The organism is Ottowia pentelensis, from assembly GCF_964341695.1.
The window spans coordinates 2314068-2331263 of sequence record NZ_OZ224513.1; the positions used below are offsets into that span (position 1 = coordinate 2314068).

At 70.1% G+C, this 17196-nt stretch carries 16 protein-coding genes; 5 read left to right on the top strand and 11 right to left on the bottom strand.

Annotation, left to right across the window (positions count from 1 at the left end):
* Positions 1-57 precede the first annotated feature (57 nt).
* On the bottom strand, positions 58-2634 hold the full coding sequence (locus ACWHMB_RS11230) for an ABC transporter permease (RefSeq protein ID WP_447648537.1): 2577 nt from the start codon (positions 2632-2634) through the stop codon (positions 58-60).
* 180 nt (positions 2635-2814) lie between these two features.
* Between ACWHMB_RS11230 and ACWHMB_RS11235 the strand changes: the two genes are divergently transcribed.
* Positions 2815-3711 (top strand): crotonase/enoyl-CoA hydratase family protein, encoded by an 897-nt coding sequence (locus tag ACWHMB_RS11235; RefSeq protein ID WP_377485105.1) that lies wholly within the window; start codon positions 2815-2817, stop codon positions 3709-3711.
* Here ACWHMB_RS11235 and ACWHMB_RS11240 read toward each other — a convergent pair.
* The gene (locus ACWHMB_RS11240) at positions 3708-4358 is read right to left on the bottom strand and encodes a hypothetical protein (protein WP_377485107.1); all 651 of its coding nucleotides are present in this window, start codon (positions 4356-4358) and stop codon (positions 3708-3710) included. The two genes, ACWHMB_RS11235 and ACWHMB_RS11240, sit on opposite strands and share 4 nt — an antisense overlap.
* Positions 4359-4573: 215 nt before the next feature.
* Between ACWHMB_RS11240 and bfr the strand changes: the two genes are divergently transcribed.
* The 4 genes from bfr (at position 4574) to ACWHMB_RS11260 (ending at position 9415) form a co-directional block, all read left to right on the top strand.
* Positions 4574-5050: a bacterioferritin gene (bfr, locus tag ACWHMB_RS11245; RefSeq protein ID WP_377485109.1), complete on the top strand. Its 477-nt coding sequence runs from the start codon at positions 4574-4576 to the stop codon at positions 5048-5050.
* Between the two features lie 316 nt (positions 5051-5366).
* Complete coding sequence (locus ACWHMB_RS11250; protein ID WP_377485111.1) at positions 5367-7565, top strand: TonB-dependent receptor; 2199 nt, start codon at positions 5367-5369, stop codon at positions 7563-7565.
* Positions 7565-8254: a Fe2+-dependent dioxygenase gene (locus tag ACWHMB_RS11255; RefSeq protein ID WP_377485113.1), complete on the top strand. Its 690-nt coding sequence runs from the start codon at positions 7565-7567 to the stop codon at positions 8252-8254. Before ACWHMB_RS11250 ends, ACWHMB_RS11255 begins: the two co-directional genes overlap by 1 nt.
* A gap of 75 nt (positions 8255-8329) precedes the next feature.
* Entirely contained in the window at positions 8330-9415 is a 1086-nt protein-coding gene (locus tag ACWHMB_RS11260; protein WP_377485115.1) for an alpha-hydroxy acid oxidase, read from the top strand.
* 29 nt (positions 9416-9444) lie between these two features.
* On the opposite strand, the gene ACWHMB_RS11265 is transcribed toward ACWHMB_RS11260, so the two are convergent.
* From ACWHMB_RS11265 to ACWHMB_RS11305, 9 genes are all read right to left on the bottom strand, one after another.
* Entirely contained in the window at positions 9445-10149 is a 705-nt protein-coding gene (locus ACWHMB_RS11265) for a 2OG-Fe(II) oxygenase (protein WP_377485117.1), read from the bottom strand.
* A 14-nt stretch (positions 10150-10163) separates the two neighbouring features.
* The gene (gene ada / locus ACWHMB_RS11270; protein WP_377485118.1) at positions 10164-11228 is read right to left on the bottom strand and encodes a bifunctional DNA-binding transcriptional regulator/O6-methylguanine-DNA methyltransferase Ada; all 1065 of its coding nucleotides are present in this window, start codon (positions 11226-11228) and stop codon (positions 10164-10166) included.
* 86 nt (positions 11229-11314) lie between these two features.
* The gene (alkB, locus tag ACWHMB_RS11275) at positions 11315-11965 is read right to left on the bottom strand and encodes a DNA oxidative demethylase AlkB (RefSeq protein WP_377485428.1); all 651 of its coding nucleotides are present in this window, start codon (positions 11963-11965) and stop codon (positions 11315-11317) included.
* Between the two features lie 11 nt (positions 11966-11976).
* A complete protein-coding gene (locus ACWHMB_RS11280; protein WP_377485120.1) occupies positions 11977-12711 on the bottom strand; it encodes a 2OG-Fe(II) oxygenase in 735 nt (244 codons plus the stop codon).
* A complete protein-coding gene (locus ACWHMB_RS11285) occupies positions 12708-13286 on the bottom strand; it encodes a methylated-DNA--[protein]-cysteine S-methyltransferase (RefSeq protein WP_377485122.1) in 579 nt (192 codons plus the stop codon). Before ACWHMB_RS11285 ends, ACWHMB_RS11280 begins: the two co-directional genes overlap by 4 nt.
* 183 nt (positions 13287-13469) lie before the next feature.
* On the bottom strand, positions 13470-14600 hold the full coding sequence (locus tag ACWHMB_RS11290) for a branched-chain amino acid ABC transporter substrate-binding protein (RefSeq protein WP_377485124.1): 1131 nt from the start codon (positions 14598-14600) through the stop codon (positions 13470-13472).
* A gap of 118 nt (positions 14601-14718) precedes the next feature.
* Positions 14719-15036 carry a hypothetical protein gene (locus tag ACWHMB_RS11295; RefSeq protein WP_377485126.1) on the bottom strand — a complete coding sequence of 106 codons (318 nt, stop codon included), beginning with the start codon at positions 15034-15036 and terminating at the stop codon, positions 14719-14721.
* The gene (locus ACWHMB_RS11300) at positions 15026-15457 is read right to left on the bottom strand and encodes a DNA polymerase III subunit chi (protein WP_377485128.1); all 432 of its coding nucleotides are present in this window, start codon (positions 15455-15457) and stop codon (positions 15026-15028) included. The genes ACWHMB_RS11295 and ACWHMB_RS11300 overlap by 11 nt, the downstream gene beginning before the upstream one ends.
* 22 nt (positions 15458-15479) lie before the next feature.
* The gene (locus tag ACWHMB_RS11305; RefSeq protein ID WP_377485431.1) at positions 15480-17006 is read right to left on the bottom strand and encodes a leucyl aminopeptidase; all 1527 of its coding nucleotides are present in this window, start codon (positions 17004-17006) and stop codon (positions 15480-15482) included.
* Between the last annotated feature and the right edge of the window lie 190 nt (positions 17007-17196).

A 17196-nucleotide genomic window follows, 5' to 3' on the forward strand; every position in this document is an offset into this window, starting at 1 on the left:
CAGGCTCCAGCCCATCCCGGCGAGGATGGCGGACTGGCGGCAGTGTAGCGGCTGGTTTCAATCCGTGGCCTGGCGCAGCGTCTGCACCACCGGCCGGCGCAGCACCTCGCGCAGGCTCCACCAGCCCGCTGCCAGCGCCAGCAGCGCGCCGGCCAGCGCGCTGGCCAGCACCACCCAGGGCGGCGGCGCCCAGTTGAAGTCGAACACCTGCCGCGCCAGCGCCCAGCCCACCGCCATCGCGGCCACGCTGGCCAGCAGGCCGGCCAGCAGGCCGACGCCGGCCAGCTCGGCGCGCTGCAGCTGGCGCAACAGCCGACCGCTGGCGCCAACGGCGCGCATGATGGCGAACTCGCGCGCGCGCTCCTCGCGCGTGGCGCCCACCGCCGCAAGCAGCACCAGCAGGCCGGCCGCCAGCGTGAAGCCGAACAAAAACTGCACCGCGCCGATCACCTGGTCCAGCACGCGCTGCACCTGGGCGATGGACTGCGCCGTGTCGACGTTGGTGATGTTGGGAAACTGCCGCACCAGCGCGTTGTCGAAGCCGGCACGTCCATCGCCAGGCCGCCCCAAGGTGGGAGGCGTCCCCCCGGGGCTGAGGGCTGCGGCTCCAGGCTCGTCTGCGCGAGGCTGGACAGCCTGAAGAGCGGCCGACTCCGGAGGCTGCGCGGCCTGCAAGGCCAGCGAATCATGCGAAGCAGAGGAGCGTGGGGGCCACGTTTCGGGCGCCCGGTAGGCGGCGATGTAGGTGATGGGCAGCTCGGGCATCTCGGCGCGCGGGAACATGACGAAGAAGTTGACCCGCATCGACGCCCAATCCACCTTGCGCAGCGAGGTGATGCGCGCCTCGACCTCCATGCCGCCGATGTCGAAGCGCAGGCTGTCACCCAGCTTCAGGCCCAGCGTCTGCGCCAGGCCCTCCTCGACGCTGATGGCGTCCGCCTCATCGGGCTGCCAGCGGCCGGCGACGATCTCGTTGTAGGGCGGCTGCTCGGCAGCGTTGGACAGGTTGAACTCGCGCTCGACCAGGCGGCGGGCGCGGTCGTCGGCGTAGCGCTCGGGGGTCACGACCTCGCCATTGACGGCCACCAGCTGGCCACGGAACATGGGGTACCAGTCCATCTTGCCCACGCCCGCCTGCTGCACGGTGTGGCGAAAGGCCTCGGCCTGGTCGGGCATGATGTTGATGACGAAACGGTTGGGCGCGTCGGGCGGCGTGGCCTGGCGCCAGCTGTCGACCAGATCGGTGCGCAGCAGCACCAGCAGCACCAGGGCCAGCAGGCCCACCGCCAGGCTGCTGATCTGCACCACGGCGTACACCGGGCGCGCGGCCAGTTGGCGCGTGGCCAGCACCAGCCAGCGCGGCGCCGTCTGCTCGTGCACCGAGCGCCGCAGCAGCGCCATCGCGCCCCAGGCCAGCGCGGCGAACAGCGCGGCGGCGCCGGCAAAGCCGCCGACGGCGATCAGGCCCAGCGTGCGGTCGGCGCTCAGTGCCAGCAGCAGCGCGGCAAAGCCCAGCGTGCCCAGGGCCAGCACTGCCAGCGACGCCGCCTTGAGCGCGCCCACGTCGCGCCGCAGCACACGCAGCGGCGGCACCTGCGCCAGCTGCAGCACCGGCGGCAGGCCGAAGGCCACCAGCAGCGTCAGACCCAGGCCCAGGCCGGCCAGCGCGGGCCAGGCGCTGGGCGCAGGCAGGCTGGCCTCCAGCAACCCCGCCATCAGGCCGACGAACACGTGGTGCAGCCCCCAGCCCAGCGCGATGCCCACCGCGCTGGCCGCCAGCCCGGCCAGCAGAAACTCCAGCGCATACGCGCCCGCCATGGTGCGCTGCGGCAGGCCCAGCACACGCAGCATGGCGGCGGCGTCGAGCTGGCGGGCGGCAAACGCGCGCGCCGCCAGTGCCACCGCCACCGCCGACAGCAGCGCCGCCAGCAGCACCACCAGGTTGAGGAATTTCTCGGCCCGCCCCAGCGTCTGCTGCATCTCCGGGCGGCCGTTGGCCAGCGACTCCAGGCGCACGCCACGCACGCCGGGCTGCTTGAGCTCGGCGTCGGCCCATACGGTGAAGCGCTGCACCGCGCCTTCCGGCCCCGCCAGCGCCAGTCGATACGTCACGCGGCTGGCCGGCTGCACCAGCGCGGTGGCCGGCAGGTCGGCGGCGTTGATCATCACGCGCGGGGCAAAGCTCATGAAGCCGGCGCCGCGGTCGGGCTCCTGCGCGATCAGCGCGGCGATGCGAAAGCTGGCGTCGCCCAGCAGCACGCTGTCGCCCAGGCGCAGGCCCAGGGCTTCCAGCAGCGCCGGGTCGACCCAGGCCTGGCCGCGTGCCGGAATGGCGCGCGTGGGCGTGCCGGTGAAGTCACCCGGCTGCTGCGTCAGGCGCATCTGGCCGCGCAGCGGATAGCCGCCCTCCACCGCCTTCAGCGCCACCAGGCGCGTGGCGCCGCCCTGCGCGTCGCTGGCGCGCCCCATGGTCGGAAAGCTCAGCGTCAGCACGCCCTGCAGGCCGTCGGCACGCGCGCGCTCCTGCCAGGCCGCGGCGGGCGGCTGGTCGCTCACCACCACCACGTCGCCGCCCAGCAGCTGGCGCGCATCGCGCTGCAGCCCGCCCTGCAGGCGGTCGGAGAAACAAGCCACCTGGTCAGTGCCGCCACCGCCAGCGCCACCGCCAGCACCAGCAGGCGCAATTCGCCCGCGCGCACGTCGCGCCACAGGTTGCGCCAGCCAAGGGAAAACCACGAGTTCTGCATCCCTCGGACGATAGCCGATATGGGCCAGCCGCGCGGCTACGATGACCGATTCACCCGAAAGACCCCCATGCCCGCCTTCAACACCCTGCGCATCGACAAGGACCCCCGCCAGCCGCGCATCGCGCGCCTGCTGCTCAACCGCCCCGAGTGCCTGAACGCCATCAGTGACGACATGCCGGCCGAGATCCGCGCCGCCGTCGAGTGGGCCGGCAACGACGACGAGGTGCACGTGATCGTCGTCGAGGGCGCGGGCAAGGGCTTTTGCGGCGGCTACGACCTGGCGGCCAGCGCCGAGCAGCACATCGAGCACCCCTGCCAGCAGGAGGCCATGCCCTGGGACCCCATGCGTGACTACCGCACGATGAAGCGCTACACCGAGGACTTCATGAGCCTGTGGCGCTGCCCCAAACCGACGATTGCCAAGGTGCATGGCGCGGCCGTGGCCGGCGGCAGCGACATCGCGCTGTGCTGCGACCTGCTGGTGATGGCCGAGGACGCGCGCATCGGCTACATGCCCACCCGCGTGTGGGGCTGCCCCACCACGGCGATGTGGACCTATCGGCTGGGCGCCACGCGCGCCAAGCAGCTCATGTTCACCGGCGACATCATCGACGGCCGCACCGCCGCCGACTGGGGCCTGGCCAACCAGGCCGTGCCCGCCGCCGAGCTGGACGCGGCCGTGCTGAAGCTGGCCGAACGCATCGCCGGCGTGCCCATCGGCCAATTGCAGATGCACAAGCTGATCGCCAACCAGGTGATGCTGGCCATGGGCCTGGAGCAGTCGCAAATGATGGCCACCGTGTTCGACGGCATCACGCGCCACAACCCCGAAGGGATGTGGTTTCGCCGCCATGCGCAAGAGCACGGCTTCAAGGCCGCGGTGCAGTGGCGCGACAGCGGCCAGCCGATTCCGGAAGGGGCCGAGGCGCAGGCGCTGATCCGGGCGATGGAGCGCAAGGCTTAGCGTGCGCCCACGCGCTCGATCTGGCCGCAGGCGATCGGCAGCGTGACCTGCGCCGGGATCGGCCCGAGCGACTGCACGCTGGCAGGCAGCGCGGTGCCGGCCGGCACGCCGTGGATGAACACCACGCGCTTGTTCAGGTCGAGCTGCTGGCCGGGGAAAGCCTTGGCAAACGCCTGTTCGAGCGCCGGCAGCGACATCGTCTCGTGATAGTGGTAGTTGCCCCGGGCATCGGCTTTCGGATAGCTGCCGTGCGCCACGTCCATGCTGGCCGGCTGCGTGATGAAGGGCACCATGGTGGTGCCGGCCACCTGGCCGGTCTCGATCAGGTCGATGATGCCGTCGCCGTTCTTGTCCGAACCCATGGCCGGGCAGACCGCCTGCTGGCCATCGGCAAAGCCGTGGAAGTGCTGCCAGTGCACCATGTCGGGCGGCGCGCCGTGCACGCGGATGTCGATGGTGAGCCGGTCGCCGTTGATGGTGAAGCGCGCCTCGCCGCGGGTGGCCGTTTTGGCGACCTTGGTGTTCAGCGGATACAGGTGCGCGACGTAGCTGGCGTGCGCCAGGGTGGCGGCCTGCACCGCTCCCAGCGGCGCCAGTGCCAGCAGACCGGCGGCCACCGCAAGCAGGCTCTTGTGAAGTGCATTCATCGAAATCTCCACATTCGTTCGAGGTGAACCGAGTCTAGGCACGCCGCCGACAAAACGCGTCGGCAGCGCCCGAATACAAACGGCGCGAGGCGGGTTACGCGCGAGCCGCAACAATCGACACACTGGCAGTCTGTGTTCAGCGCGCGCGGGCCGGGCACCTGCGGTGGCCGCTCCTAGAATGGGCAGCTTGCCGACTCGAACGCAAGGAGAACCCCATGAAAGGCGACGCCACCGTCATCAAGCACCTGCAGGCCCAGCTCAGGAACGAGCTGACCGCCATCAACCAATACTTCCTGCACGCGCGCATCCAGCGGCACTGGGGGCTGGAACGGCTGGCCAAGAAGGAGCACGAGGAATCCATCGGCGAGATGAAGCACGCCGACCGCCTGATGGAGCGCATCCTGATGCTGGACGGCCTGCCCAACCTGCAAGACCTGGGCAAGCTGATGGTGGGCGAGGACGTGCCCGAGATGCTGGCCTGCGACCTCAAGCTGGAGCAGGCGGCGCAAGTCACCATCAAGGACGGCATCGCGCACTGCGAGACGGCGCGCGACTACGTCTCGCGCGACCTGCTGCAGGACATCCTGGACGACACCGAGGAGCACATCGACTGGCTGGAGACGCAGATCGAGCTGCTGGCCAAGGTGGGGCTGCCCAACTACCTGCAAAGTCAGATGGGCGAAGCCAGCTGATCCGCTGGGCGCATTGCATCGACACACCGGGGGCCTCAAGGCCCCTTTTTCACGCCCGCCTGGCTGGCCATGGCATCGATTCAAATAATAATGATTCTCATTTATGTAGAATCCAGGCTTTCATCGCAGCCAGCCAGCGGCGGCGGACGTGCCCTCGGCACCCGCATGCATTCCGTCAGCCAGCGTCCTTCTCCACCCGCTTGCCGACGCGATCATGCCGACTGCTCAAGAAATCAAACCTAATCGACCTCCCGCCCTTACCAGCCAAGCGCAGCAAGCTACTGAATCGGTAGTAAAAACGGCACCCCTTCTGCCCTTGGGCGCCCTGCTGCTGGCCGGCTCGCTGGGCACCGCCGCCCTGGCCCAGACGCCTGCCACCGCGCCCGCCAGCGCCGCCTCGGCCCCGACCGACACCCTGGGCACCGTCACCGTGCGCGACACGGCGATCGACGACGGCGCCACCACCAGCAAAACCCTGCTGCGCGCCAGCAAGACCGAGATCGGCAAGGGCGAGCAAAGGCTGCTCGACATCCCGCAAAGCGTGACGGTGATGACCGAGAAGCTGATGCAGGACCGCAAGCTGGACGACCTGCGCGAGGTGCTGCGCGCCACCGCCGGCGTGACGTTTCAGGCCGGCGAGACGGGCGAGGAAGACGTGCGCCTGCGCGGCTTCTCGCTCGGCCAGGCGGGCGATATCTACCGCGACGGCATGCGCGACGCGCCGCTGTACGAGCGCGACACCTTCGACGACGACCGCGTCGAGATCATCAAGGGCTCGGCCTCGATGCTGTTCGGCAAGGGCTCCACCGGCGGCGTGGTCAACCAGGTCAGCAAGCAGCCGTTTCTGATGACGCAGCACGAGGCCAGCGCCACCGTCGGCAGCGGCAACGAGAAGCGCGTCACCGGCGACTTCAACTGGCAGACCGGCCCCGACGCGGCGATGCGCCTGAACGTGCTGGGCCACGACGCCGACAACTGGGGCGCCCGGCAGCGCAAATGGGGCATCGCACCCACGCTCCGCTGGGGCATCGGCACGCGCGACGAGTTCTCGCTTGGCCTGTACGCGCTGGACGTGCGCGGCCGGCCCAACTACGCGCACCCGTGGGTCATCGGCGCGGACGGCAGCATCCGCCCCACCCTGCCGGCCAAGAACTTCTACGGCCTGGCGGGTGACCACCTGAACACCTCGGCCAGCTACGCCACGCTGGGCCACGTGCACCGCTTCGACGGCGGCGGCGAGCTCAAGACCCGCCTGCGCGCCGGCCGCTACACGCGCGACCTGCTGGGCAGCCCGATCGGCTTTGCCGCGCCGCGCCCCACGGCGCTCGCCGACATCACCGACCGCACGGCGCTCACGCGCGGCTCCAAGGGCCGCATCGGCGACAGCGACATCGTGATGCTGCAAAGCGACTACAGCCACACGCTGGATCTGGCCGGCAGAAAGCACGCGCTGCTGGCCGGCGTCGACGTGTTCGACGAGCGCGCCCGGCGCAACAACGCCTATGCGCTGCCCGCCACCCCGGCGCGCCCCGGCACCACCGTGGGCACGCCGAACGACGGCGCGTGGGTGCCCGACACGCGGGTGTTTCCGGCGCCGATGAACCACTTCGCCTCGCGCAGCATCGGCGCCTACGTGCAAGACACGATGCAAATCACCGACGCCCTCAAGCTGGTGGGTGGCCTGCGCTTCGACCACTTCAGCGGCAGCTACCGCAACGCCGACGGGTCCTTGAGCAACGCGCGCACCGACAAACTGTGGAGCCCGCGCCTGGGCGTCATCTACCAGCCCGACGAGCTGACGTCCTACTACATCTCCTGGGGCACCTCCTTCAACACCTCGGGCGATGCCTACCAGTACGGCGTGCAGCTCAACCCCGCCACCGGCCGCAGTGCCAAGACCCCGCCCGAAAAAAGCCGCAACCTCGAGATCGGCGGCAAGTGGGAGCTGTTCGACCGCAAGGTACTGGCCGGCGCGGCGCTGTTCTACAGCCAGAAATACAACGAGCGCAACACCGACCCCGACACCGCCGCGCAGCAGGAGCTGCTGTCGGGCCGCCGCCACGCCGCCGGCATGGAGTTCAACTTGGCCGGTCGCATCACGCCCGCGTGGGAGCTGTTCTGGAACCACACCTGGATTCCCAGCGCCCGCATCGACCAGAGCAACGTCGCGCTCAGCGCCACCGGCGGCGGCGCGCAGGTGCAGGGCGACCGCCCCGCGCTCACGCCGCGCCACAGCGGCAGCGTGTGGGCCACCTACCGCATCGGCCCGCAATGGCGCCTGGGCGTGGGCGCCAACTACCGCGGCCGCCAGAACCCCGAAGGCCAGCGCGGCTACACGGCGCGCGGCTTCGTCAGCTTCGACGCCATGGCCGAATACAGCCTGAGCGAAACCGTCTCGCTCAAGCTCAACGTCACCAATCTCGGCAACACGCTGTATGCCGACACGCTGTACCGGGGCTTCTACCAACCCGGCGCGCCGCGCCGCGTCGACTTGACGCTGAAGGTTCTGTTCTGATGCTGACCCACCTGAAGCAGCTGCTGACGCCCGAGGAGCTGGCCCAGGCGCGCGCCCTGCTGCGGGCGCCGGGCGCCCCCTGGGTCGACGGCCGCCGCAGCGCCGGCGCGCAGGCCCAGCAGGTCAAGAACAACCGGCAGCTGGCGCAGGACTCCCCCAGTGCCGGCACGCTGCGCGCCCTCGTGCTGGCGGCGCTGCAGCGCGACGCGCTGTTTCTGTCGGCCGCGCTGCCGCGCAAGATCTTCAACCCGCTGTTCAACCGCTACGAGGGCGCGGCCAACCACTACGGCGCGCACGTGGACAACGCCGTGCTGCACGCGCGCGAGCCCGATCAGTGGGTGCGCGCCGACCTCTCGTGCACGCTGTTCCTGACCCCGCCCGAAGACTACGAGGGCGGCGAGCTGCGGGTGCACGAGCGCTTCGGCCACCAGGACGTCAAGCTGCCCGCCGGCGACGCCGTGCTCTACCCTGCCACCAGCGTGCACGAGGTGCGCCCGGTCACGCGCGGCGCCCGCCTGGCCAGCTTCTTCTGGGTCGAGAGCATGGTGCGCTCGGACGAGCAGCGCCGCCTGCTGTTCGACATGGACATGGCCCTGCTGCAGCTGCGCCAGCGCCACGGCGACAGCCCCGAGGCCACTCGCCTCACCGGCACCTATCACAACCTGCTGCGCCTGTGGGCCAGTACGTGACGTGAAGGCAACGAGAGCGTTTCAAGCCAAATCAGGCTCCAGCGCTTATGGATCAAGCGCGAGCAGCTATCGAACATGAAGCAAACTTCCGTCACCCTGGCCGACCAGGCCGCTGCCGCGCGCCAGCGGCTGGACGCCGCCACCTGGGCCTGGCTGCAGGGCGGCGCGGGCGACGAGCGGACGCTGCAGGCCAACCAGGCCGCGTGGCAGCAAATCCCCCTGTGGCCGCGCGTGCTGCGCCCGCTGGCCGGCGGCCACACCCGCATCACGCTGGCGGGGCGCGAATGGGCGCACCCGATCATGCTGGCGCCGATGGCACTGCAGCGGCTGGCGCACCCGGACGGCGAATGGGCCAGCGCGCTGGCGGCGGCGGCGCAGGGCGCGGGCGTTATCCTGGGCACGCAGTCCAGCGTGCCGCTGGAGCGCGTGGCGCAGGCCGTGTTGGGCGACGCCGGGCGCGGGCCGCTGTGGTTTCAGCTCTACTGGCAGGCCGACCGGGGCTTCAACCATGCGCTGGTGCAGCGTGCCGAGGCGGCGGGCTTCGAGGCCATCGTGCTGACGGTGGATGCGCCCGTGCAAGGCGTGCGCGACGCCGAGCGCCGCGCCGGCTTCGCGCCGCCCGCCGGCATCCACGCCGTGCACCTGCAGGATGCCCCGGCGCCGCCGCTGGCAAGCGACACCTACTGCGCCGGCCTGCCCGCGCACGCCCCCACTTGGGACGACGTGGCCTGGCTGCAGCAGCGCACGCGCCTGCCGGTGTGGCTCAAGGGCGTGCTGCACCCGCTGGACGCGCGCCAGGCGCTGGGCCTGAACGTGGCCGGCCTGATCGTCAGCAACCACGGCGGGCGCACGCTCGACACCGCGCCCGCCACGGCAACCGCCCTGCCGCAGGTGCTCGCCGCCGTGGGCGACGCGCTGCCGCTGATCGTCGACGGCGGCATTCGCCGCGGCACCGACGTGCTCAAGGCGATCGCCCTGGGCGCGCGCGCCGTGCTGGTCGGCCGCCCGGTGCTGCACGCGCTGGCCGCCGGCGGCGCCGTCGGCGTGGCCCAGATGCTGCGCCTGCTGCGCGACGAACTGGAGGCCGCGATGGCGCTGACCGGCTGCCGCACCCTGGCCGACGCCGGGCCGGCCGTGTTGGCGCCGGGCTCAGCCCCATGAACAAGGTCCGCCGTCAACCCAGGGCCGCGTCAGGGCGCTTCGTGGAACAACAGCTCCAGGCCGATGCGTTCGCCTTGGCGCACGCGGCTGACGGCGTGCTTGAGATGGACGCGGTAGCAGCCCCTGGCACCCTTGACCGGGCGCTGCGCCGTGGCGATGACGGCCATGTCGCCGAGCTGGAGCGGCACCACCAGCGGACGCGACTGCATGCGCGGGCGCTGCTCCGTCATCACGAACTCGCCGCCCTGGAAGTCGGCGCCCGGTTCGGACAGCACGGCGACGATCTGCAGGGGAAACACCTGCGCCCCGTCATGGCGCTGGTGCAGCGCCACATGGTCTTCGGCGCCGAGCCGGCTCAGATGCGATTGCGCCCGCGTCTGGCCTGCCTTGTGGTTGAGCCGCAAAAAATCCTCCAGCTGCGCCGGATAGCGCTGGGCCACACCCAGGGTTTCGTTCCAGCGATTGGCGATGGCCACCAGGCGGCCATACAGCGCCCAGCGCCACGGCTCCAGCGGCGCCGGCAGCCCGGTCTCGAAATAGAACAACTCGCCGCAGCCCCCATCGCGGGACTCCAAAGTCTCTCGGCGAGTACCCGGCGCGGCGCTCTGTCGCGCCAGATCGCGCGCCACGTCAGCGCCCAGCAGGCCGGGCAGCACGGCGCAACCCTCGGCATCGAGCTGCAAGCCGATGTCCGTCCAGTTCAGGCGATCGAGGGTCGCGTCCAGCGAAGCCACGAGAACGCTGTCCATCATTTCCCGGCTTCGCGGCGCAGCAACTCGCGCTTGCGATCCACGCCCCAGCGATAGCCGGAAATGTCCCCATCGCGCCGCACGACACGGTGGCAGGGAATGGCCACGGCAATGTGGTTCGTGGCGCAGGCCTGCGCCACCGCGCGCACCGCCTTGGGCGAGCCGATGCGTTCGGCGATCTCGGCGTAGCTCACCGTGGTGCCCGGCGCAATCTCGCGCAGCGCGCGCCAGACACGCTCCTGAAAGACCGTGCCCTGCACATCCAGCGGCAGCTGCAGCCCCGTCGCCGGCGCTTCGACGAAGCCCACGACCTGCGCCACCAACTGCTCGAATGCGGCGTCGCCGCCGATGAGTTCGGCCTTGGGGAATTGGTCCTGCAGATCACGCACCAGCCGCTCGGGGTTGTCGCCCAGCAGGATGGCGCAGATGCCGCGCTGGCTCTGGGCGACCAGGATGGCCCCCAGCGAACATTGGCCCACCGCGAAGCGGATGACCACACCGGCGCCACCGGCCCGCCAGTCCCGCGCGCGCATGCCCAGCAATTGCCCGGAGGCTTCGTAGAAGCGGCTGCTCGCGTTGAAGCCCGCGCCATAGATGGCATCGGTGATCGAGGCGTCGGCGCTGCTCAGTTCCTCGCGCAGCTTGCGGGCGCGCCAGGCCACGCTGTACGCCTTGGGCGTCAGGCCCGTCTCGGTCTTGAACAGGCGATGGAAATGGAACGCGCTCATGCCCACTTCGGTGGCCAGTTCGTCCAGCCGCGGCGGCGTTTCCGACGTCTCGATCATGCGGCAGGCGCGAGCCACCAAGGCCGCGCGCTCGGCGGCCGCACGGGTCTGGTCGCCATGGGCGCGGCGGCTGGGTCGATAGCCCGCCACCTCGGCGGCCTGGGCCGAGTCGAAGAACGCCACGTTCTCGCGTTTGGGCAGGCGCGCCGTCGAACTCGGCTGGCAGTACACGCCCGTGGTGCGCACGGCGTAGACGAAGTGGCCGTCGGCGGCGGCGTCGCGTGCCTGCACGGCGGTCCAGCGCTCGTCTTCGGTTGCGTAGGCAAGGGCCGTGTTCATGGCAGAGGTGTCATCATCGATCACAGGCTCAGACTACGCTGAGTTTCGATCGCAAGCACTCCGATTCTTGCGGTTGAACTCCAGAATCAGCCTGCCTTGCGGAAGGTGAAATTGATGCGCTGGCTCCCGAGCAGCGCATGGGGCTCATCCTTGAGCGGCATCACGCCGTGGTAGCGCAGGCGATCGACGCCGCCCCACACCGCCACATCGCCGTGGTGCAGCGGCACCTTGACCGCGGGATCGGTGCGCGCGTGGCCGCCGAACAGGAAGGTGGCCGACATGCCCAGCGACACCGAAACGATGGGCGCGTCGTAGTCGCGCTCGTTCTTGTCCTGGTGCAGCGACAGCCGCGCGCCCGGCGTGTAGCGGTTGACCAGACAGGCGTCGGGCTCGAAATGCTCGAATCCCGCGGCCTTCGCGGCCTGGCTCGCCAAGCGGGCAAACGCCTCCGGCATGACCGGCCAGGGCACTCCGGCATCAGGATCGACCGAGGTATAGCGATAGCCCCGCCGGTCGCTTGTCCAGCCCAGCGCGCCACAGTTCGTCAGTGCCACCGACATGGTGAAGCCGCCCGGCGTCACCATGTGCCGGAATGGCGACGTGGCGGCGATGACCTCGATGGCCGGCAGCACCTGCTGCACATAAGGCAGCGCGAAGCCACGCAGCACCATCGCGGCCGGCCCCAGGCGCTGGCACGGGTCTTGTGCCGGTGTCTCGAAAAGTTCGAGCGATTGCATGGATTGCATGCTCACCTCGCGTCGTGAAAGATCAGGCCCACGGTATGGCGCCGGCCGCTGCGGATGCGACTGACACCATGCCGCATGGCGACCTTGCGGATTCCGCGCCGCCTTGATCCTATGGGTGGAGCGGGCCGTTGATGGACGGTGAACACCACCGCGTCGCCCTGGCGCAGCGCGACGACATCCGCGCGCTGGCTCTTGTTCGACCGCTCCGTCATGACGAACTCACCGCCCGTGAAGTCCTTGCCGGGCTCCGACAGCAGGATGGCCACCTGCAAGGGAAAGACGTGATCGCCGTAGAGGTCCTGGTGCAGGCAGTTGTAGTCGCCCTCGTCGTACTGCAGGATCAGCGGCGTCGGCCGGGTCTGGCCGGCCTCGTGGCAGCGGCGAAAAAATGCGTCCAGGTCCAGAGGGTACTGCGTGGCCAACTTCAGCAGCCGATTCCAGCGGTTGGCGATCGGCGCCAGCCACGGGTACAGCGCGTGGCGCAACTGGTCGAGCAGCGGTGGCAACGGGTAGGCGAAATACTTGTATTCGCCCCGCCCGAATCCGTGGCGCGCCATGACGATCCGCGTGCGATAGCCATCGTCGCGCGGATAGAGCGCCGCGAGCTCATCGCATTGCCCCGCCGTCAACAGGCCGGGCAGCACCGCATTGCCATGCGCATCGAGCGACTGTCCGATGCCTGCCCAGTCGTCGGCTCCCGCCTTCACGACGCCATCCCGACTCGCCATGGCTTTCATGCCGCCAAGTCCAGAGCCTTGGTCACTTCGTCGACCAGCAGCGCACGCTTGCGTGCTACACCCCAGCGATAGCCGGAGACCGAACCATCGCCGCGCACCACGCGATGGCAGGGAATGGCGATGGCCAGGACGTTGGCCGCGCAGGCACCCGCCACGGCACGGACGGCCTGCGGCACACCGAGATCGCGCGCGACATCGCCGTAGCTGCGGGTTTGGCCGGTCGGGATGCCGCACAGCACTTGCCAGACCTTCTGCTGGAACGCCGTGCCACCGATGTCGAGATGGATAGCGCCCTCGGACCTGTCTTTGTCGATGAAGCCGATGACCTGCTCGAGCTCGTGCTGCAGACCCGCCTGGTCGGGCTGCAATTCGACCCTCGGGAATGCGGCCGTGAGCTGATCGCACAGGGCCCGCGTATCTTCGCCGAGAAAGATGGCGCAGATCCCACGCCGGCTTCGAGCGACCAGCACCTGCGACAGTACCGCTTGGCCGACGGTGAACCGGATGGGGCCGTCCACCTGGCTGCCGGGGGCGCGAAAGTTGTACTTGAACGTGGAAACGGCGCGGCTGTTCATGGCAATGTTCCTCGGTAGCGACAGGATGGGGACAGTTTAGGAATCCACGCTCCTCTTGAAACTCCGCTCCTTGCGGTTGAATTTTTTTCATTGTGATTCACACGACCCAGTCCGATGCCAAAGTCGGTGCGAAATGAAAAAAGCCACCCCGAAGGGTGGCTTGCCAAGCGGGCAATCGGGTGATCAGTCCAGCGGGGTCTTCTTGCCGCCGGGGTAGCTCGACAGCGTGATGGCCGGGTTCTTGATCTCGTGGTTGGGCTCGAACGCAATGGTCGCCGTCACGCCCTTGTAGTCGGACTTCATCAGCTCGGGCAGGTACACCTTGGGATCGACCGAGTTGGCACGCTTCATCGCATCGGCGATCAGCATGGTGGCGTCGTAGGTGTAGGGGCTGTAGATCTGGAACTGGCCGGGGAACTTGGCGTCGTAGTCCTTCTTCCACGCCACCCCGCCGGGCATCTTCTGCAGCGAGGTGCCGCCCTCGGCGCACACCGTCTTGGCCAGCGACTTGGCGTTGTTGGCCAGCTCGGCCAGCTTCACGGTGCAGATGCCGTCGCCGCCGAAGTAGTACGTACCGCTCATGCCCAATTGGTCCATCTGGCGCAGCATGGGGCCGCCCTGCGGGTCCATGCCGCCGAAGAAGATGGCGTCCGGCTTCTTGCCCTTGATGGCCGTCAGGATGGCCATGAAGTCGGTGGCCTTGTCGGTGGTGAACTGGCGGTCCACCACCTGCATGCCCAGCTTCTTGGCGGTGTCGGCAAAGATGTCGGCCAGGCCCTGGCCGTAGGCCGTGCGGTCGTCGATGACGGCCACGGACTTCAGCTTGAGCTTGTCGTGCGCGTAGTGCGCCAGGCCCGCGCCCAGCGAGCTGTCGTTGGCGATGATGCGGAAGATCTCGGCGTAGCCGGGCTTGGTCACGTCGGGGTTGGTGGCGGCGCCGGTGATCATCGGGATGCCGCAGTCGTGGTAGACCTTGGACGCCGGGATGGTGGTGCCCGAGTTCAGGTGGCCGACCACGCCGTTGACCTTCATGTCGCACAGCTTCTGCGCCACGGCCGTGCCCTGCTTGGGATCGGCGGCGTCGTCCTCGACCTGGGCTTCCCACTTGATCTTCTTGCCGCCAATGGTGATGCCCTGCTTGTTCAGGGCCTCGACCGCCATGATCACACCGTTGGCGTTGTCCTTGCCGTAGTGCGCCTGACCGCCGGACATGGGCGCCACGCTGCCGATCTTGACGACCTGCTCCTGCGCGCTGGCCATGCCGAAGGCGGCCAGCAGGGCCGCTGCCACGGTCAGTTTCAGTTGAAGCTGCATACAAAGTCTCCTGAAGTTGGGTGACGCAACAGCGCGTCAACGGGCGCGAACGATAGCGCAGTTCAGGAGCAAAACATATAGGGAACACGCTAATCCGCCACGGCCCCCGAGCGCGGGTTTATCCCGACATCGGGCCGCGCGCTCGATCGCGCAAGGCCACGTCCACGGCGTCCTGCACCACGTCGGCCACGGCGCGGCGCACCCGGGCGTGCAGGCCCAGCATCTGCTCGTGCAGCGCCTGGGCGATGGCCTCGCTGATGCGCCGGTCCAGCTCGGGCCCCAGCAGCGCCAGCACCTGCTCGGCCGTGACGCCGGCCGACACCGCCGGCGCGGCGGGCGCGCCGGCGGCCGGCTGCGCGGTGTCGACCACCACCTCGGTCAGGGTGGGCACGTAGCGCGCGGGCGCCGGCTGGGGCGGGAATTCTTCATTGGGCATGGTGGGCCGCGTCGTGGGACTGGATGGGGTAGCCGCGCTCCTGGTAGTGGCGCCAGCGCAGGCGGGCGGGCTCGCGGTCGGCGGGGTCGGTGCTGACCAGCTCGATCAGGCGCCGGGCGCGTTCGAAGCCGCTGGGCAGGGCCTGGCCCAGGTGCACCAGCACCGGCCGCTCATCCAGCGCCTGGCCGTCCAGCGCCAGCACGATGGGCGAGGCCGCGCGCATGGCGGCCGGCGCATCGGCGGCGCAGTGGGCGACGAAGTCCGGCGCCGAGAAGGTCCACAGCGCCACGTCCAGCTCGCGCAGCGTGTCGGCGTCGGCCAGCACCCCCACGCGCGCGCCGCCGGCCTGGGCCTTGCGCAGCAGCCGGCAGGCGTAGTGCACCTTGTCCGGCACGTTGAAGTGAAACGTGACCTCAGTCATGTTCGCCGCTTCGCCCTGGCGCTCAGGCCTTGGCCTTGGCCTTGGTCTTGCTCTTCGCCCCGCCCTTGACCGGCTTGCGCGGCGTGCGGGCGGCGGCCGGCGCGGGCGCCTCGACCAGCCCCAGCAGGTATTCCACCAGCAGTCCGACCGGGCGGCCGGTGGCGCCCTTGGCGGCGCCGCCCTTCCAGGCCGTGCCGGCAATGTCCAGGTGCGCCCAGTCGAAGGCGCCGGCAAAGCGCTGCAGGAACTTGGCCGCCGTCACGGCGCCGGCCGGGCGCCCGCCGACGTTGGCGACGTCGGCAAAATTGGTCTTCAGGCCCTCGGCGTATTCGTCGTCCAGCGGCAGGCGCCAGCACGGGTCGAGCGCGCGCTCGCCGGCCGCCTGCAGCGCGCCGGCCAGGGCGTCGCTGGAGGCGAACAGGCCGCTGCGCACGCCGCCCAGGGCAATCACGCAGGCGCCGGTGAGCGTGGCGATGTCGATCACCGCGCGCGGCTTGAAGCGCTCGGCGTAGGTCAGCGCGTCGCACAGCACCAGGCGGCCCTCGGCGTCGGTGTTGAGGATTTCGATGGTCTGCCCGCTCAGGCTGGTGACCACGTCGCCCGGCTTGATGGCACGCCCGTCGGGCATGTTCTCGCAGGCCGGCACCAGCCCCACCACGTTGATCGCCGGCTTCAGCTCGGCCAGCGCGCGAAACACGCCCAGCACGCTGGCGGCGCCGCACATGTCGAACTTCATCTCGTCCATGGCGGCGGCGGGCTTGATCGAGATGCCTCCGGTGTCGAAGGTGATGCCCTTGCCCACCAGCACCACCGGCGCCGCGCTCTTGGGCGCACCGCCGTAGCGCAGCACGATGAAGCGCAGCTCCTCGCCCGAGCCGCGCGCCACCGCCTCGAAGGCGCCCATGCCCAGCTTGGCGACCTCCTTGGGCCCCAGCACCTGGCAGTCGATGCCCGGGTGCTTGGCCAGGGCGCGCGCCGCGCCGGCCAGCAGCGCGGGCGTGGCGTGGTTGGCCGGGCGGTTGGCCCATTCGCGCGCCAGCGTCACGCCCTGGGCGGTGCCGAGGGCACGCGCGAACTCGGCGCGCGCCGCCGCCACTTCGGGCACGCCCACGGTGGCGCGCCGCAGCCTGGATGGCGGCTCGGCCTTGCCGCGCGTGGCCTGGTAGCGGTAGCTGGCGTCCTGCAGCGCCTGCGTGGCGGCCTGCACGGCGCGCGCGCCGGGCGCCTGGGCAAAGCACAGGGTCAGCGCCGCAGCGCCGCCGCCGCGCAGCGCGGCCACGGCGGCCGTCACCGCCTTGCGCACGGCGGCCGCGCCGCCATCGCCCACGCCGGCCAGCAGCAGGCGCTCGGCGGCCAGGCCGGCGGCGCCGTAGGAGTGCAGCAGCCGCCCCGCCTCGGTCTTGAAGTCGCCGCTGGCGCGCGCCTTGGCGATCCAGGCCGACAGCGCGTCGTCGCCCGGGGCAAAGCCGTCGGCCACCAGCACCAGCAGCGCGGGGGTGCGGCGCGCGGCCGCGGCAGGCAGGTCCAGACGGGCCAGTTCAACGTCGATAATCACAGGTGACTCCTTTCAACCTGAAAGCGGCGGCTGGATGCACTTGCCGGTGCCGTTATCGGCGTGCCAGGCAAGGCGCGACAACGCGGCGGGCTGGTGCCCGCAAGGCGGAGCAACGCCGCATGGCGCGGTGAGAACGGTGCCGGCGAGTGCATAGCGCGGTCGCCGAATCGGTGCGGACGATCGG

Excerpts from the sequence above, each read along its gene's own strand:
- ACWHMB_RS11235 (WP_377485105.1), top strand. The coding sequence starts at position 2,815 with ATGCCCGCCTTCAACACCCTGCGCATCGACAAGGACCCCCGCCAGCCG.
- ACWHMB_RS11240 (WP_377485107.1), bottom strand. The coding sequence starts at position 4,358 with ATGAATGCACTTCACAAGAGCCTGCTTGCGGTGGCCGCCGGTCTGCTG.
- bfr (WP_377485109.1), top strand. The coding sequence starts at position 4,574 with ATGAAAGGCGACGCCACCGTCATCAAGCACCTGCAGGCCCAGCTCAGG.
- ACWHMB_RS11255 (WP_377485113.1), top strand. The coding sequence starts at position 7,565 with ATGCTGACCCACCTGAAGCAGCTGCTGACGCCCGAGGAGCTGGCCCAG.
- ACWHMB_RS11260 (WP_377485115.1), top strand. The coding sequence starts at position 8,330 with ATGAAGCAAACTTCCGTCACCCTGGCCGACCAGGCCGCTGCCGCGCGC.
- ada (WP_377485118.1), bottom strand. The coding sequence starts at position 11,228 with ATGAACACGGCCCTTGCCTACGCAACCGAAGACGAGCGCTGGACCGCC.
- alkB (WP_377485428.1), bottom strand. The coding sequence starts at position 11,965 with ATGCAATCGCTCGAACTTTTCGAGACACCGGCACAAGACCCGTGCCAG.
- ACWHMB_RS11280 (WP_377485120.1), bottom strand. The coding sequence starts at position 12,711 with ATGAAAGCCATGGCGAGTCGGGATGGCGTCGTGAAGGCGGGAGCCGAC.
- ACWHMB_RS11285 (WP_377485122.1), bottom strand. The coding sequence starts at position 13,286 with ATGAACAGCCGCGCCGTTTCCACGTTCAAGTACAACTTTCGCGCCCCC.
- ACWHMB_RS11290 (WP_377485124.1), bottom strand. The coding sequence starts at position 14,600 with ATGCAGCTTCAACTGAAACTGACCGTGGCAGCGGCCCTGCTGGCCGCC.
- ACWHMB_RS11295 (WP_377485126.1), bottom strand. The coding sequence starts at position 15,036 with ATGCCCAATGAAGAATTCCCGCCCCAGCCGGCGCCCGCGCGCTACGTG.
- ACWHMB_RS11300 (WP_377485128.1), bottom strand. The coding sequence starts at position 15,457 with ATGACTGAGGTCACGTTTCACTTCAACGTGCCGGACAAGGTGCACTAC.